This is a genomic window from Neobacillus sp. YX16 (assembly GCF_030123505.1).
Lineage (GTDB): Bacteria > Bacillota > Bacilli > Bacillales > Cytobacillaceae > Neobacillus.
The window spans coordinates 4772093-4788041 of the sequence record NZ_CP126115.1 but is presented as its reverse complement, the minus strand read 5'-3'; the positions used below and the strand labels follow the sequence as shown (position 1 = coordinate 4788041).

At 39.6% G+C, this 15949-nt stretch carries 16 protein-coding genes and 1 riboswitch; of the genes, 15 read left to right on the top strand and 1 reads right to left on the bottom strand.

Features of this window, described 5'->3' with window-relative positions; translation table 11 throughout:
- Nucleotides 1–71: 71 nt before the first annotated feature.
- The 7 genes from QNH48_RS23665 to QNH48_RS23635 all read left to right on the top strand — a co-directional run bounded on the left by QNH48_RS23665 (nucleotide 72) and on the right by QNH48_RS23635 (nucleotide 7553).
- Entirely contained in the window at nucleotides 72–656 is a 585-nt protein-coding gene (locus QNH48_RS23665) for a fatty acid metabolism transcriptional regulator FadR (RefSeq protein ID WP_283952246.1), read from the top strand.
- Between the two features lie 32 nt (nucleotides 657–688).
- A complete protein-coding gene (locus QNH48_RS23660) occupies nucleotides 689–1459 on the top strand; it encodes an enoyl-CoA hydratase (RefSeq protein WP_283952245.1) in 771 nt (256 codons plus the stop codon).
- Nucleotides 1460–1564: 105 nt separating this feature from the next.
- Entirely contained in the window at nucleotides 1565–2338 is a 774-nt protein-coding gene (locus QNH48_RS23655) for an electron transfer flavoprotein subunit beta/FixA family protein (RefSeq protein ID WP_283952244.1), read from the top strand.
- A gap of 75 nt (nucleotides 2339–2413) precedes the next feature.
- Entirely contained in the window at nucleotides 2414–3391 is a 978-nt protein-coding gene (locus tag QNH48_RS23650) for an electron transfer flavoprotein subunit alpha/FixB family protein (protein WP_283952243.1), read from the top strand.
- A gap of 161 nt (nucleotides 3392–3552) precedes the next feature.
- Nucleotides 3553–3867, top strand: a complete 315-nt coding sequence (gene trxA, locus QNH48_RS23645) for a thioredoxin (protein WP_283952242.1) — start codon at nucleotides 3553–3555, stop codon at nucleotides 3865–3867.
- A 324-nt stretch (nucleotides 3868–4191) separates the two neighbouring features.
- The gene (uvrC, locus tag QNH48_RS23640) at nucleotides 4192–5964 is read left to right on the top strand and encodes an excinuclease ABC subunit UvrC (RefSeq protein ID WP_283952241.1); all 1773 of its coding nucleotides are present in this window, start codon (nucleotides 4192–4194) and stop codon (nucleotides 5962–5964) included.
- Between the two features lie 69 nt (nucleotides 5965–6033).
- Nucleotides 6034–6212, top strand: a riboswitch (Lysine riboswitch).
- Nucleotides 6213–6332: 120 nt separating this feature from the next.
- Nucleotides 6333–7553: an aspartate kinase gene (locus tag QNH48_RS23635; protein ID WP_283952240.1), complete on the top strand. Its 1221-nt coding sequence runs from the start codon at nucleotides 6333–6335 to the stop codon at nucleotides 7551–7553.
- 119 nt (nucleotides 7554–7672) lie between these two features.
- Here QNH48_RS23635 and QNH48_RS23630 read toward each other — a convergent pair whose 3' ends face one another.
- Complete coding sequence (locus tag QNH48_RS23630; protein ID WP_283952239.1) at nucleotides 7673–8125, bottom strand: YslB family protein; 453 nt, start codon at nucleotides 8123–8125, stop codon at nucleotides 7673–7675.
- A gap of 448 nt (nucleotides 8126–8573) precedes the next feature.
- Here QNH48_RS23630 and QNH48_RS23625 point away from each other — a divergent pair, with 448 nt between their 5' ends.
- The 8 genes from QNH48_RS23625 (at nucleotide 8574) to QNH48_RS23590 (ending at nucleotide 15875) form a co-directional block, all read left to right on the top strand.
- A complete protein-coding gene (locus QNH48_RS23625) occupies nucleotides 8574–9182 on the top strand; it encodes a succinate dehydrogenase cytochrome b558 subunit (RefSeq protein WP_133367507.1) in 609 nt (202 codons plus the stop codon).
- 63 nt (nucleotides 9183–9245) lie between these two features.
- The gene (gene sdhA, locus QNH48_RS23620) at nucleotides 9246–11003 is read left to right on the top strand and encodes a succinate dehydrogenase flavoprotein subunit (RefSeq protein ID WP_283952238.1); all 1758 of its coding nucleotides are present in this window, start codon (nucleotides 9246–9248) and stop codon (nucleotides 11001–11003) included.
- 6 nt (nucleotides 11004–11009) lie between these two features.
- On the top strand, nucleotides 11010–11771 hold the full coding sequence (sdhB, locus tag QNH48_RS23615) for a succinate dehydrogenase iron-sulfur subunit (RefSeq protein ID WP_095248841.1): 762 nt from the start codon (nucleotides 11010–11012) through the stop codon (nucleotides 11769–11771).
- Between the two features lie 312 nt (nucleotides 11772–12083).
- On the top strand, nucleotides 12084–12668 hold the full coding sequence (locus QNH48_RS23610; RefSeq protein WP_283952237.1) for a class D sortase: 585 nt from the start codon (nucleotides 12084–12086) through the stop codon (nucleotides 12666–12668).
- Between the two features lie 153 nt (nucleotides 12669–12821).
- Nucleotides 12822–13046, top strand: a complete 225-nt coding sequence (gene gerE / locus QNH48_RS23605) for a spore germination transcription factor GerE (protein ID WP_009796032.1) — start codon at nucleotides 12822–12824, stop codon at nucleotides 13044–13046.
- A gap of 194 nt (nucleotides 13047–13240) precedes the next feature.
- On the top strand, nucleotides 13241–13690 hold the full coding sequence (locus QNH48_RS23600) for a MarR family winged helix-turn-helix transcriptional regulator (protein WP_095248840.1): 450 nt from the start codon (nucleotides 13241–13243) through the stop codon (nucleotides 13688–13690).
- Nucleotides 13691–13895: 205 nt separating this feature from the next.
- On the top strand, nucleotides 13896–14690 hold the full coding sequence (racE, locus tag QNH48_RS23595; RefSeq protein WP_283952236.1) for a glutamate racemase: 795 nt from the start codon (nucleotides 13896–13898) through the stop codon (nucleotides 14688–14690).
- A 138-nt stretch (nucleotides 14691–14828) separates the two neighbouring features.
- On the top strand, nucleotides 14829–15875 hold the full coding sequence (locus QNH48_RS23590) for a GerMN domain-containing protein (RefSeq protein WP_283952235.1): 1047 nt from the start codon (nucleotides 14829–14831) through the stop codon (nucleotides 15873–15875).
- The last annotated feature ends 74 nt before the right edge of the window (nucleotides 15876–15949 follow it).

Below are 15949 nucleotides of genomic sequence, written 5' to 3'. Positions count from 1 at the left end.
TAAAAATATGAATGATTATTCATTCATATTTTCTTTTTGTAAAAAAACTTCATCAAGAGGAGGGAGAACCAATGAAAAAAAACAAGCCAAAATACATGCAAATCATTGATGCAGCGGTAATTGCTATAGCAGAAGTTGGTTATCATCAAGCGCAGGTTTCGAAAATTGCTAAGCAGGCAGGTGTCGCAGATGGTACCATATATCTTTATTTTAAAAACAAAGAAGACATTCTCATCTCGCTCTTTGAAGAAAAAATGGGAAGCTTTATTGAAAAAATAGATGAAATGATAGCAGGAAAAGAGACAGCGGTGGAGAAGTTATATATGATGATTGAAGCTCATTTTCGAAACCTTTCCGATGATCATCACATGGCAATCGTCACACAGCTTGAATTACGTCAATCAAATAAAGAGCTGCGCTTGAGAATAAATAATGTTCTTAAAGGCTATTTGCAAGTGATAGATAAAATCATCATAGAAGGAAAAGAAACGGGAGAGTTTTCAAGTGACCTCGATGTCCGCCTTGCCAGACAAATGATTTTCGGCACGATGGATGAGACCGTTACAACCTGGGTTTTGAATGAGGAGAAATATGATTTAGTTGCACTCGCTAAACCGGTCCATCAGCTGTTGATTAAAGGCTGTGGAAATCATTAATTTGTTGAGTGTAAGAGGAGGAGGGATTCTTATTGGAAAACTTAAAATGGTCTAATCAAGACGGAATCGCGACAATTACCATCGTGCGTCCACCGGCAAATGCCCTCTCACAAGGATTGCTAAGGGAACTGTCGGCTGTTCTAGACGAAATTGAACCTAATCGTGACATTAAGGTGATTGTCATTCATGGTGAAGGGCGTTTCTTCTCAGCGGGTGCTGATATTAAGGAATTCACCACTGTTACTTCTTCTGAAGGCTTTGCGAATCTTGGTACATATGGTCAAGATTTGTTTGACCGAATGGAGAAATTCCCTAAACCAATCATTGCCGCTATTCATGGTGCGGCGTTAGGCGGCGGTTTAGAGCTGGCAATGGCTTGTCATATCCGTTTAGTGGGTGAAAATTCTAAGCTGGGCCTTCCAGAACTGCAGCTTGGATTAATCCCTGGATTTGCTGGAACACAACGTCTTCCTAAATATGTTGGCGTTGCGCGTGCAGCAGAAATGCTCTTTACGTCTGAGCCAATCACAGGATTGGAAGCGGTTCAATTTGGCTTAGCCAACCATGCTTATCCCGAGAATGAAGTTTTTGAACAAGCACTTAAAATGGCAGGTAAGATTGCCAAGAAAAGTACAGGTTCATTGAAAGCGACGATTCAATTATTAAACTATGCAAAAAATGAAGAGTTTTACGAAGGCTCTAAAAAAGAGGCAGAGTTGTTTGGAGAAATATTTGTTTCGAGTGATGCTCAAGAAGGAATTCAGGCATTTATAGAAAAACGAGAGCCTCATTTTAAAGGGTGAGTAACTTTTATCGACAAACGGTAGAAGTTCATAATAAATTTTTTTACTATTAATTTTCTTAATCTTTGAAACAGATAAAATGTTTGCAATTATAGGAGGGAAATCATGAACATTTATGTACTTTTGAAAAGAACGTTTGATACAGAGGAAAAGATTACGATCTCTGGCGGAAAAATCAATGAGGATGGTGCCGAATTTATCATCAATCCTTACGATGAATATGCTGTCGAAGAAGCAATCCAAGTCCGCGATTCTAAAGGCGGTGAAGTAACGGTTATTTCAGTTGGAACAGAAGAATCTGAAAAGCAATTACGCACAGCACTCGCTATGGGAGCCGACAAAGCGGTATTAATTAATACAGAAGACGATGTGGAAAATGGCGATCAATTCACTACATCAAAAATCATTGCTGAATATCTAAAAGATAAGGATGCAGATCTTATTATCGGTGGAAATGTAGCAATTGATGGCGGCTCTGGACAGGTAGCTCCACGTGTTGCTGAACTGCTCAATATTCCATATGTTACAACGATTACGAAGCTTGAAATTGATGGAACAAATGTAACCGTTACCCGTGACGTTGAAGGTGATTCTGAAGTTATCGAAACAAGTCTGCCGTTATTGGTAACTGCTCAACAAGGTTTGAACGAGCCTCGTTATCCATCATTGCCAGGAATTATGAAGGCAAAGAAAAAGCCGCTGGATGAATTGGAATTAGACGATCTTGATTTAGAAGAAGACGATGTTGAAGCAAAAACCAAAACCATTGAAATTTACTTACCGCCTAAAAAAGAAGCTGGAAAAGTCTTATCTGGAGAATTAAATGATCAGGTAAAAGAACTTGTTCAACTTCTTCATACAGAAGCAAAAGTAGTTTAATCGTACTTACTTGCACGTAAACATTCAGAATGAAGATTCTAATCAGACAAAAATGATTCGCAGGAGGGTAAAGGAATGACTAGAAAAGTATTGGTATTAGGGGAAACGCGTGACGGTTCTTTACGAAATGTATCATTCGAAGCAATTGCTGCAGCAAAGACAGTAGCAGAGGGCGGAGAAGTGGTAGCTGTTTTAATCGGAGAAAATGTTAGCGCTTTAGGAGCCGAGTTAATTCAAAATGGTGCTGACCGCGTGGTTGTTGTAGAGGATGAAAAGTTAAAGCAATATACATCTGATGGATTTGCGCAAAGCTTACTTGCAGTGCTTGAAAAGGAAAGCCCAGAAGGATTAATTTTAGGACATACTTCCCTTGGAAAGGACCTTTCACCAAGGATTGCTGCTAAGCTTTCATCTGGCTTAATTTCTGATGCAACATCTGTTGAAGTAGCAGGCGGAAATGTTGTCTTTACAAGACCAATCTATTCTGGAAAAGCGTTTGAAAAGAAAATCGTAACAGACGGGTTACTATTTGCAACAGTTAGACCTAATAATATTGCACCACTTGAAAAGGATGAGAGCAGAACGGGTGAAGTTGCTTCCCTTGCCGTTGAAATTAAAGACCTTCGTGCTATTATTAAAGAAGTGGTTAGAAAAGCAACTGAGGGTGTAGATTTAAGTGAAGCAAAAGTCGTTATTTCAGGCGGACGCGGTGTGAAGAGTGCAGAAGGCTTTGAACCACTTAAAGAATTAGCGAATGTTTTAGGCGGTGCAGTTGGTGCTTCTCGTGGTGCTTGTGACGCTGACTACTGTGACTACTCCTTACAAATTGGTCAAACGGGTAAAGTTGTAACACCTGACCTATACATTGCTTGCGGTATTTCTGGAGCAATCCAGCACTTAGCAGGTATGTCTAACTCAAAGGTAATTGTGGCGATTAACAAAGATCCAGAAGCAAATATCTTTAAAGTAGCAGATTACGGAATTGTTGGTGACCTATTTGAAGTTGTACCACTTTTAACAGAAGAGTTTAAAAAGTTAAAGGTTCACTCATAATATTAGAGCGAGCAGTGGCAACCTGCTCGCTTTTTCTCATATAATGAGCCAGAATACTTACTGTATTTTAGGGGAAATTATTGCGAGACAGATTATTAGCATGATGGTTTAAACAATGCTATACTTTCGTTGTATTTAGTATTCATTAGGAGGCAAAATAAATGGCTATTTCAAATGTAACAGATGCAAATTTCTCTGCTGAAACAGGCTCTGGCCTTGTACTTGCAGATTTCTGGGCTCCATGGTGTGGACCTTGTAAAATGATCGCTCCCGTTCTTGAGGAAATTGACTCAGAAATGGGCGACCAAGTAAAAATCGTAAAATTAGATGTAGACGATAACCAAGAAACTGCTGCTAAATACGGCGTTATGAGCATCCCTACACTTCTAGTTTTCAAAAATGGCGAAGTCGTTGACAAAGTTGTCGGCTTCCAGCCTAAAGATGCTTTAGCAGGTGTATTAGAAAAGCACGTATAAGCATAGATGACCTTAGCTAGAACTTCTAGCTAAGGTTTTTTATTTTTGGGGAGGCTGTGTTAATCTGGTCTGTTGATTTGCACTACAGGCACTTCGCTTTCCGCGGGCGGTCCGGGGAGCCTCCTCGACGCTGAAGCGCCTGCGGGGTCTCCCCTGCCCCGTCCTCCCGCAGGAGTCTCGTGCCTTCCGCGCAAATCAACAGAGTGCCAAAAATAACTTTTACCTTTAACACAGCCATTGGAAAAAGAATCAGCTTTTCTTTATCCGCTTTATCATATAAAATTTTAGGATAGATAAATAAGAGACGGAGAGGAGCAGCTTGAAATGAATGAAAACATCAAACAAAAACTAACACTGCTGCCTGATCAGCCTGGCTGCTACTTGATGAAAGACCGTCAGGGAACGATCATTTATGTCGGCAAAGCAAAAATCCTGAAAAATCGTGTACGCTCCTATTTTACCGGGTCACACGACGGAAAAACGCTGCGACTCGTCAATGAGATTGAGGACTTCGAATATATTGTCACCTCATCGAATATTGAGGCATTGTTACTCGAATTAAATTTAATTAAAAAATATGACCCAAAATATAATGTCATGCTGAAGGATGATAAAACCTATCCGTTTATTAAGTTAACCGCGGAGAGACATCCAAAACTAATCATCACAAGAAAAGTAAAAAAGGATAAAGGCAAGTACTTTGGTCCTTATCCAAACGTCATGGCTGCAAATGAAACAAAAAAGCTGCTAGACCGAATTTACCCATTGCGAAAATGTTCAACCCTTCCTGACCGTGTTTGCTTGTACTACCATTTAGGACAGTGCCTGGCACCATGTGTCAATGAAGTCCATGAAGAGCAATACAAACAAATGACAGATGAAATAACCCGGTTCCTTAATGGTGGATATAAAGAGATAAAAAAAGAATTAACTGAAAAAATGACAAGCGCTTCTGAGGAATTGGATTTCGAACGTGCCAAAGAATTCCGTGACAAGATTATTCATATCGAAACAATTATGGAAAAGCAAAAAATCACAATGACAGATTTTACTGATCGTGATGTGTTTGGCTATGCAGTCGATAAGGGCTGGATGTGTGTTCAAGTTTTCTTCGTACGCCAAGGAAAACTAATCGAACGGGATGTTTCCATGTTTCCAATTTACAATGAGCCAGAAGAAGAAATTCTCACTTTTCTAGGTCAATTTTACGAAAAATCTAATCATTTCAAGCCAAAGGAAATTCTCATTCAGGATGAAGTGGACATAAGTATAGCGGAGCAACTTCTTCAAGTGAAAGTACTAAAGCCGCAGCGTGGTCAGAAAAAAGATCTGATTAAAATGGCCATCAAAAATGCAAAAATAGCACTGAATGAGAAATTTTCGCTGATTGAAAAGGATGAGGTACGAACCATCAAAGCTGTTGAGAATCTTGGAGAACTTATGGGTATTTATACCCCTCACCGAATTGAGTCTTTCGATAATTCTAATATTCAAGGGACGGACCCGGTGTCTGCCATGGTTGTATTTATCGACGGGAAGCCGAATAAGCGTGAATATCGAAAGTATAAGATAAAATCCGTTAAGGGTCCTGATGATTATGAATCGATGCGTGAAGTTACGAGAAGGAGATATTCAAGAGCACTGAAAGAAGAATTGCCACTTCCAGACTTGATTATTATCGATGGTGGAAAAGGACATGTGGAAGCTGTCAGAGACGTGCTTGAGAATGAGCTTGGTTTGGATATTCCACTGGCTGGATTGGTGAAGGATGATAAGCACAAAACTTCTAATCTGTTATACGGTAATCCACTTGAAATTATCCCGCTTGGCAGAAACAGCCAAGAGTTTTATTTATTACAAAGAATCCAAGACGAGGTTCACCGTTTTGCGATTACCTTCCATCGTCAGACCCGTGGCAAAAGCGCATTTCAATCGGTGCTGGATGACATTACAGGTGTTGGTGAAAAACGAAAAAAGCAATTATTAAAAGAATTTGGTTCAGTTAAGAAAATGAAAGAAGCCACATTTGAAGAGTTAAGAGCGCTGGGTATTCCAGCACCTGTAGTGGAAGAATTAATGAAAAAACTTCAATCCTAGTGATTGTCAGAATAATGGCACTATGCTATAATGAGTGAAAATTATATTACTATCACTTTTTAATACTAAAGTGAAGGTAGAGGTGCGAGCTTCAAGAGTAATGATTCTGAGAAGGATGAGCTTCTGGGAAGAATCATGAAAGGGGATGTTCGCCGAAGTGAAGAAAGTCTCATTTCTTTCTTTGCTGGTCCTGTATTGAATAAATGCCGGATTGTCAAGACTTCATGTCTTGGAGAGCTATCTTACATTGTAGACGCAGAATTTTTTTTGTGTACTTAAGCAATGAGATGCCCTCTCATTGCTTTTTATTTTTTTTGCGGGGAAAACTATAATGATAGCTAAACCTATAACTGAAAGCAGGGGAAAAGATGGGTTTAATTGTTCAAAAGTTTGGCGGAACTTCAGTAGCTAGTGTAGAAAGAATACTTAATGTAGCACAGCGGGTAAAAGCGGAAACTGATCAAGGGAATCAGGTGGTAGTGGTTGTCTCAGCTATGGGGAAATCGACGGATCAGCTGGTGAATTTAGCGAAAGAAATCTCTGGACAGCCAAATAAACGGGATATGGATATGCTGTTAAGCACAGGTGAACAGGTGACAATCGCTTTATTGTCGATGGCATTAAATGAGCAAAAGCTGCCCGCCGTTTCGTTTACTGGGTGGCAGGCTGGAATTGTCACAGAGCCTATCCATGGAAATGCCCGAATTACAACGATTAATACAGAAGCAGTAAAAAATCAGCTTGCAGACGGTAAAGTGGTAATAGTCGCAGGATTCCAAGGGGTTACTGAAAATGGTGAGATTACAACTCTTGGTCGAGGCGGTTCTGATACGACAGCGGTCGCGCTTGCTGCTGCACTAAAGGCTGATAAATGCGATATATATACAGATGTAACTGGAGTTTTCACGACCGATCCACGATATGTGAAGAGTGCCCGTAAATTAAAATCAGTGTCTTATGATGAAATGCTTGAGCTTGCCAATTTAGGAGCAGGTGTCCTTCATCCTAGAGCAGTTGAATTTGCGAAAAACTATCAAGTACGACTTGAAGTTCGTTCAAGTTTGGAGAGAGTAGAAGGAACAGTGATTGAGGAGGAAGCATCAATGGAACAAAACCTTGTAGTCCGTGGAGTGGCATTTGAAGATGAAATTACAAAGGTGAGCGTGTTAGGCCTTGCTAATTCTTTAACTAGTTTATCAACAATCTTTACAACATTAGCTGAGAACCATTTAAACGTCGATATTATCGTTCAAAGCACAACAGAAGCAGAAACAGCAAATCTTGCTTTCTCGATTAAAACGGAGGACCTTTTAGAAACATTAAATGTTCTTGAAAATAATAAAGACGTCTTGAATTATGAGCAGATTGACGCTGAAAATAAATTGGCGAAGGTGTCCATCGTTGGTTCCGGAATGATTTCAAACCCAGGGGTCGCAGCCAAAATGTTTGAAGTCCTGGCAGCCAATCAGATTCAAATCAAAATGGTCAGCACCTCAGAAATTAAAGTCTCAGCAGTAGTCGAAGAAAAACTCATGCTAAAAGCAGTAGAAGTACTACACCAGGCATTTGGCCTTAACAGCGAAGCATAAAAGTTATTCCTTGGAGGATCCTCCTCCAAGGAATAACTTTTAAACTCACTGTCCGCCTGAGGTGGACAGTGTCCACGGATGGTGACAGGCACCATCAAAGGGCACCATCAAAGGTACCATTAAATAGTGTCTTTTTGATCCCATTTTACGGTGAATTGGACTTTGTTTGCTTTTTTTACTGGGTGTTCGAAGGTTTCGGTGATGACTTGTTTTTGGTGTTGGATTTGCTCCGCTAGGAAGCCTGCTTCGATTTGGAAGTAGTGTTCTGCTTTTGATTTTACTCGAGAAACGATTAGCGGGCTGACTAGTTCAAATTCAATTTCATCTTTTCGCTCTTTTTTTATTTCGAGCTGTCCCCATGAGGCTCTTGTGAAGAATTCAATGATGTCATCAAAAGTGTTTAATGGGTGTTTACGAGCTAAACTTTTTCCAGCCCAATACAGAATCTCTGGGGTGTCTTTGCCTAAAATTTCGGGCAATACGAATTCCCTGATTAGTTCATAACCAAATAGTGAAATATTTCTTGGTTCATCTGATTGTAAATTAAGTTCGACGGCAGTACTTTCATTCATAATAGCTTCCCCTCTTTCTACCATTCTATTATATACAAATACGTCTTTATGTTAAGAACACTTTTTAAGGAATGTAGTGTAAAGCGTTAGAGTGGTGAAGGAATGTTATCTTGCAATACAATAGCCTATCTTTCATCATAATTTATGTTTCCCAATTAAAAACATAGGCTATGGAGAAAATTTAATTTTTCATTGTAATTCTACTGGATTTAATACTAGATAATTCCATTTTTAAGTATAAAATCTTATAATTTATTATAATATCAATATATTTTAAAAATTTTATTTTTATCCAACTTTTGTGTATACGTTTTCTTGACGCTAATTCCCGATGGGAGTAAAATGGACATGTCACATATTTGTCACACTGGTGCTAAGTTTAAAATTTATTTAAAAGATTAGTGAAAAAAGGCTTAACATCATGTTAAAAATTCAAGGGGGGTTAATTATGGCGGGGAATCGAGAGTTTTTGAATCGAAGATTGCATTCTTTACTAGGAGTAATTCCAATAGGTTTATTTCTTGTGCAGCATCTAGTAGTCAACCATTTTGCTACAGGAGGGGCTGAGTCCTTTAACAAAGCTGCAGATTTTATGGGGAACCTTCCTTTTAGAATTGTCCTAGAAACAGTAGTTATTTATTTACCAATTTTATTTCATGCTATCTATGGCCTTTATATCGCTTTTACCGCAAAAAACAATGCCGGGAAATATGGATATTTCAGAAACTGGATGTTTTTACTACAGCGTATATCAGGTGTCATTACCTTAATCTTTATTACATGGCACGTATGGCAAACTCGCGTTGCAGCTGCATTTGGTGCCCATGTTAACTATGACATGATGGCAGATATCCTATCTTCACCATTCATGTTTATTTTCTATCTGATTGGTGTCATTTCAACTATTTTCCACTTTGCAAACGGATTGTGGTCATTCTTGGTTAGCTGGGGTATTACAGTTTCCCCTCGTTCACAAGTAATTTCTACATATTTTACAATCGGTGTTTTCGTCGTTCTTTCTATCGTAGCAATTAGAACACTTTTAGCTTTCGTTTAAAAAATAAACTTCATACTCTGTGTTGAAAAATATCGGATTTTTGGATTAAGGGAGTGAGTCACAATGAGTAAGGGTAAGGTGATCATAGTTGGCGGCGGCTTAGCTGGCTTAATGGCAACCATTAAAGTTGCAGAAGCAGGAACACCAGTAGAATTATTTTCACTTGTTCCAGTTAAACGTTCCCATTCCGTTTGTGCCCAGGGTGGTATGAATGGAGCAGTAAATACAAAAGGTGAAGGCGATTCACCATGGATTCACTTTGATGATACCGTATATGGCGGAGACTTCTTAGCTAACCAGCCTCCAGTAAAGGCAATGTGTGAGGCAGCACCTGGTATCATCCACTTAATGGACCGTATGGGAGTTATGTTTAACCGTACTCCAGAAGGACTGTTGGACTTCCGCCGCTTCGGGGGTACTCAGCATTCGCGTACAGCATTTGCTGGGGCTACTACAGGTCAACAGCTGCTATATGCGTTGGACGAGCAGGTTCGCCGTCACGAAGTAGCTGGATTAGTTACAAAATACGAAGGCTGGGAATTCTTAGGTTCAGTGGTAGATGACGATGGTGTTTGCCGCGGGATCGTAGCACAAAACTTAACATCTATGGAAATCAGATCCTTCGCTGGAGATGCCGTTATCCTAGCAACTGGCGGTCCTGGAATTATCTTCGGAAAAACAACGAACTCTGTTATTAATACAGGTTCAGCTGCATCAATCGTGTATCAACAAGGTGCATATTATGCAAATGGTGAAATGATTCAAATTCACCCTACTGCCATCCCAGGAGACGACAAGCTGCGTCTGATGAGCGAATCTGCACGTGGAGAAGGCGGCCGGGTTTGGACGTATAAAGACGGAAAACCTTGGTACTTCCTAGAAGAAAAATATCCTGCCTATGGAAACCTAGTACCACGTGATATTGCGACACGTGAAATCTTCGATGTGTGTGTAAATCAAAAGCTGGGAGTTAACGGCGAAAACATGGTTTACCTTGATCTTTCTCATAAGGATCCACATGAACTGGATGTTAAACTTGGTGGAATTATCGAAATCTATGAGAAGTTCACGGGAGATGACCCACGTAAGCTTCCAATGAAAATCTTCCCTGCTGTTCACTATTCAATGGGCGGACTATGGGTTGATTATGATCAAATGACCAATATTCCAGGACTTTTTGCTGCTGGAGAATGTGATTTTTCACAGCATGGTGCAAACCGATTAGGTGCTAACTCATTACTATCTGCGATTTACGGTGGAATGGTCGTTGGGCCAAATGCGGTTCGATATATTAAAGGGCTTGAAAAGAGTTCTGATGCTGTATCTTCAACTGTTTTTGACCGTCATGTAAAAGAACAGGAAGATAAGTGGAATTCTATCATGTCATTAAATGGTACAGAAAATGCTTATGTCCTTCATAAAGAGCTTGGTGAGTGGATGACTGATAACGTTACAGTTGTTCGCTTTAATGACAAGCTATTGAAAACAGATGAAAAGATCCAAGAGCTTTTAGAGCGTTATAAAAATATCAATATCAATGATACATCTAAATGGAGTAATCAAGGAGCAGTCTTCACTCGTCAGTTAGAGAACATGCTTCAATTAGCTCGTGTTATGACAATTGGTGCTTACAACCGTAATGAGAGCCGTGGTGCGCATTATAAACCTGAGTTCCCTAATCGGAATGATGAAGAATTCTTAAAAACAACAATGGCGAAATTTGTTGATAGCTCATCTGCACCTGCTTTCCACTACGAGGAAGTAGATGTTTCATTGATTCAGCCACGTAAACGCGATTACTCAAAAAGCAAGGGGGAGTAGAAAAGCATGTCTGAAAATAAAACAGTAAAATTTATTGTTACCCGTCAAGATAGCCCTGATGCTGCTCCTTATGATGAGGAGTTTGAACTAGCTTATCGTCCGAATATGAATATAATTTCGGCTTTAATGGAAATTCGTAGAAACCCTGTCAATACTAAAGGACAAGCTACTACGCCCATTACTTGGGATAGTAACTGTCTGGAGGAAGTTTGTGGAGCATGTTCGATGGTTATTAACGGAAAGCCGCGTCAATCTTGCTCAGCACTCGTTGATCAACTGGAGCAGCCAATCCGTTTAGAGCCAATGAAAACATTCCCTGTTGTCCGTGACCTACAGGTTGACCGCAGCAGAATGTTTGATGCGTTAAAGAAAGTAAAAGCTTGGATTCCAATCGATGGAACGTACGATTTGGGACCTGGTCCTCGTATGCCAGAGAAAAAACGTCAATGGGCGTACGAGCTTTCAAAATGTATGACTTGTGGTGTTTGTCTTGAGGCTTGCCCAAATGTAAACAGCAACTCAAGCTTCATTGGACCTCAACCGCTTTCACAAGTACGTTTGTTCAATGCTCACCCAACTGGTGAAATGAACAGATCAGAACGTTTAGAAGCGATTATGGGTGATGGTGGACTAGCGAACTGTGGGAACTCACAGAACTGTGTTCAGTCATGTCCGAAAGGAATTCCATTAACTACATCCATTGCAGCTCTAAACCGTGATACTACAATCCAAGCGTTTAGAAACTTCTTCGGAAGCGACAATGCTTAGAAAAGCGGAAGCGCCTTCGGAACAAGCACAGCTTGTTCCTGCGATGTTTAATCTTAGGAGCTTTCCTTGGTGTTCAGGGGCGACAGGCATAAGACGAGCCGGCGAGAAGGTTGTTCTTTAACCTTTTTGCTGGATTGGCTTATGACCCCGAGCCCCTAGGCGCTGGAGCTGGATCCAATTTATGATTCTAAAAACCTTCTTTTCTATTATGAAAAGAAGGTTTTTCTATATAGAGGCTAGGACTTTTGCAAACCCATTTGGTATACTAATAGTAAGAATTTTTAAAGTACGGAAAAAGGATGGTATGTGAGGGTGAAAAAGCTTCCGTTAATTATGATTTTGGCAGGATTAATTGTCATTGGAGTTGGAGTCTGGCAAATCGTCGAGACTAATTTTCAGACTGATGCTTCACTAAAAGAAGCGAAAAGAATTGTAGCAAAGGCCGAAGCTGACTATGATGAGGAAGAACCTTTTAAAAACCCGCAAAAAATCGATCCGCCCAAGTTTGGTGACACAGTAGGCTTATTGAAGATACCAAAGATTAAAGCAGAATTGGCCATTGTGGAAGGAACGGACCCCAATGATTTAAAGAAGGGAGTCGGGCATTACAAGGGTTCCTATTTTCCAGCAGAGAACGGTCAGATTGTCTTATCTGGTCATCGGGATACTGTTTTTCGACGTTTAGGTGAACTAGTACCTGGAGATATCTTTGAAGTGCAAATGCCAAATGGGAAATTCAAATATGAATTAACGAATACCAAGATTGTTGATGCAGAAGATCGGACCATCATTACCCTGCAGAATACGAAGGAAGAATTAATCGTCATTACCTGTTATCCATTCCGTTTTGTCGGAAACGCTCCACAACGTTATATCATTTATGCTAAACCCATTTAAAGTCCTTATAAAAGGGCTTTTTTTATTTTCATAAAAGTATTCTTCTTCAGTAATTCTAGTCACTACAATTGTGACATTCACATAAGATATCGTGACTAAATATATACCCACCCAACGGTTCATAACTGGCGAAGGCAAGGAGGGTCACAATACTTGAAGGAGAATGAATATACTCACAAGCCGTTACTCACCAAACGTGAAAGAGAAGTGTTCGAACTCTTAGTACAGGATAAAACTACTAAGGAGATCGCTGGTGAATTATTTATAAGCGAGAAGACGGTTCGAAATCATATTTCCAATGCCATGCAAAAGCTTGGTGTAAAGGGGCGTTCACAAGCAGTTGTAGAGCTCCTTCGTATGGGAGAGCTAGAACTTTAATCATGACCGGCATCCTACTGGATGCCGGTTCATGTTTTTATAAGGATTTATACATATGAATCAATATGTATTTTGTAATGAAATAGATTCAGCTTGAAATTTTATCGAAAAAAGTAGAAAATAAGAGCAAGATTATGAAGCACTAATTCTGCGAAATCATGGCAAAGGGACGCCTCGTATAGGAGTGTTATAGAATGACTGTCGAAAATTCACAAAAAGTTAGCGATGAAATTGTCGCAAGGATAGAAAAGGACTTGCGTTATATTTCAGGAATTATTAAGCAAAAGGGCAGAGAAATGCTAAGTCATTATAAAATTACTCCGCCGCAATTTGTAGCACTGCAATGGCTCTTTGAGGATGGCGATATGACCATTGGAGAGTTGTCTACTAAAATGTATTTGGCCTTTAGTACGACTACAGACCTTGTTGACCGCATGGAAAAAAATCAACTGGTTGTTCGGGTAAAGGATCCTAAGGATCGCCGTGTCGTTAGAATTCACCTGCTTGAAGAAGGCGAAAGAATAATAGATGAAGTAATTAAGAAACGACAAGTTTACTTAGAGGAAGTTTTGGCGAATTTCTCCTTAGAAGAAATTCAACAACTTCAAACCAATTTAATGAAACTGCATCAAGATATGCGTTAAAAAAGGCTGTTTTCGTAAGATTGTTGTTAAAATCTTAAAGCCGATTTTAACGCGGAACAAACTATTTTTGCGCTTGAAATTAAGATTGCAGGCTCTTTTCTTTCTATTAAGGCTATTTTGCAACAAATCATAGCTCCTAAAAACGCTTTTAATTTCCAAAAGCAATAAAGTTTAAGAAAAGAGCCTTAAAAAAGAGGCGAGAATTTTGAAACAACCAATTGGTGTCATAGATTCCGGAGTTGGTGGATTAACAGTTGCAAAAGAGATCATGAGACAGCTTCCGAATGAAAAAATTATATATTTGGGAGATACGGCCAGGTGCCCCTACGGCCCAAGACCTCTAAAGGAAGTTAAAAGATTCACCTGGGAACTGACTACATTCTTATTAGAAAAAGATATAAAAATGCTCGTCATTGCCTGCAACACGGCAACGGCGGCGGTCCTTGATGACATAAGAAATGAGTTAAGGATTCCAGTACTCGGTGTTATCTACCCTGGAGCACGAACTGCTATCAAGCGGACAAAGAATTATCGAGTTGGGATAATTGGGACAGAAGGAACAATCAAAAGTGGTGCCTATGAGAAAGCGTTAAAAGCGCTAAACAGCCGTTTATTTGTAACAGGACAAGCTTGCCCCAAATTTGTTCCTCTTGTTGAAAGCGGAGAATATGACGGGGAAATCGCGGAGAGAATCGTCGTCGAAGCACTAAAACCGCTGCAAAATCAAAACTTAGATACATTGATTCTTGGCTGCACCCATTACCCCTTACTCGAACCACTAATTCAAAAAGTAATGGGCGAAACTGTCAATGTCATCAGTTCTGGTGATGAAACAGCAAGGGAGATTAGTGCCATACTTCAATATAACAGGATCCTCGAAACAGATGAGAATATAACAGAACATGAATTTTACACGACAGGCTCGAAGTATATTTTTTCAAAAATAGCTTCCCAGTGGCTTGGAGTACCCATTAATAATGTTAAAAAGATTAAATTATAATTAAGCTCCCTTTACAGGAGCTTGATTTTTTTTTGAAAAAAATCAGAGAATGTCTTAATTTTCTTTTCCAAAGACGGTCTAATTAGTTTAATAGGCTCGTATACATGATAGTACAAACTGTCTTAGGAGGGAAAAAATATGTCAAAAAATAAAGTGAAACCGCTTGTTACAGCTGTTTTTGCTTCAACACTTCTATTATCGGGGTGCGGTTTGTTCGGGAAAGAAGTCCAGAAAAAAGTTGATCCGCCAAAGCAGGTTACAGTAACCGATACGAACCCAACTAAGGAAACCACTGGTAAGAGTGAAGAAGTCGAAGGAACAGTGAAAACAGAGTTATACTTAATCAATAAAGATGGGTTTGTGGTTCCGCAAACATTAACACTGCCGAAAACAACATCGGTTGCGAAACAAGCCTTAGAACACCTAGTTGCCAATGGACCTGTAACAGACATGCTTCCAAATGACTTCCGGGCTGTCTTACCAGAAGAAACGCAAATCTCTGTTAATATTAAAGATGGTGTTGCTGTGGTCGATTTCTCGAAGGAGTTTAAAAACTACCAGCCTGAGGATGAAAGGAAAATTCTCGAATCTATCACATGGACACTTACCCAATTTGACACGATAGAGAAAGTAAAGCTTCAAATGAATGGACATGAATTAACGGAAATGCCTGTTAATGGCACACCGATTAGTGAAAATCTATCAAGAGCAACTGGAATCAACATTGATACCGCGGGCGTAATTGATATCACAAACACAAAGCCAGTAACTGTTTATTATATCGGCGGTGAAGAAGATTCGTACTATTATGTACCTGTCACGAAGAGGGTTAATACGAGTGAGAAAAATAATATTGTGGCGGTCGTAAATGAATTGGTAAAAGGACCTAATGCAAAGTCTAATCTTGCTTCAGAATTTATGCCTGACGTAGAGCTGCTAGAGGCACCAAAAATTGAAGATGGAAAAGTTACCTTGAACTTTAATAAATCTATCTACGGAAGCTTTGAAGAAAAAATTGTTTCCCAGAATTTACTTAACGCACTTGTCCTTTCATTGACCGAGCAAAAAGGAATTGAAAGTGTTGCCGTTACAGTAGATGGCAAGGCTGATTTGGTAAATGATAAAGGTGATAAATTATCCGAACCAGTTACGCGCCCAGAAAAAGTCAATACAGGTAGTTTCTAAAAATTAATTTTTGATATACTATATAGTGATAATCGCAAGAGGTTGCCTTTAGGCTTCCTCTTCTTTATTTGATT

Bases quoted from the DNA above. Each gene is read 5' to 3' on its own strand.
- QNH48_RS23665 (WP_283952246.1), top strand. From the start codon at position 72: ATGAAAAAAAACAAGCCAAAATACATGCAAATCATTGATGCAGCGGTA.
- QNH48_RS23655 (WP_283952244.1), top strand. From the start codon at position 1,565: ATGAACATTTATGTACTTTTGAAAAGAACGTTTGATACAGAGGAAAAG.
- QNH48_RS23650 (WP_283952243.1), top strand. From the start codon at position 2,414: ATGACTAGAAAAGTATTGGTATTAGGGGAAACGCGTGACGGTTCTTTA.
- trxA (WP_283952242.1), top strand. From the start codon at position 3,553: ATGGCTATTTCAAATGTAACAGATGCAAATTTCTCTGCTGAAACAGGC.
- uvrC (WP_283952241.1), top strand. From the start codon at position 4,192: ATGAATGAAAACATCAAACAAAAACTAACACTGCTGCCTGATCAGCCT.
- QNH48_RS23635 (WP_283952240.1), top strand. From the start codon at position 6,333: ATGGGTTTAATTGTTCAAAAGTTTGGCGGAACTTCAGTAGCTAGTGTA.
- QNH48_RS23630 (WP_283952239.1), bottom strand. From the start codon at position 8,125: ATGAATGAAAGTACTGCCGTCGAACTTAATTTACAATCAGATGAACCA.
- QNH48_RS23625 (WP_133367507.1), top strand. From the start codon at position 8,574: ATGGCGGGGAATCGAGAGTTTTTGAATCGAAGATTGCATTCTTTACTA.
- sdhA (WP_283952238.1), top strand. From the start codon at position 9,246: ATGAGTAAGGGTAAGGTGATCATAGTTGGCGGCGGCTTAGCTGGCTTA.
- sdhB (WP_095248841.1), top strand. From the start codon at position 11,010: ATGTCTGAAAATAAAACAGTAAAATTTATTGTTACCCGTCAAGATAGC.
- QNH48_RS23600 (WP_095248840.1), top strand. From the start codon at position 13,241: ATGACTGTCGAAAATTCACAAAAAGTTAGCGATGAAATTGTCGCAAGG.
- QNH48_RS23590 (WP_283952235.1), top strand. From the start codon at position 14,829: ATGTCAAAAAATAAAGTGAAACCGCTTGTTACAGCTGTTTTTGCTTCA.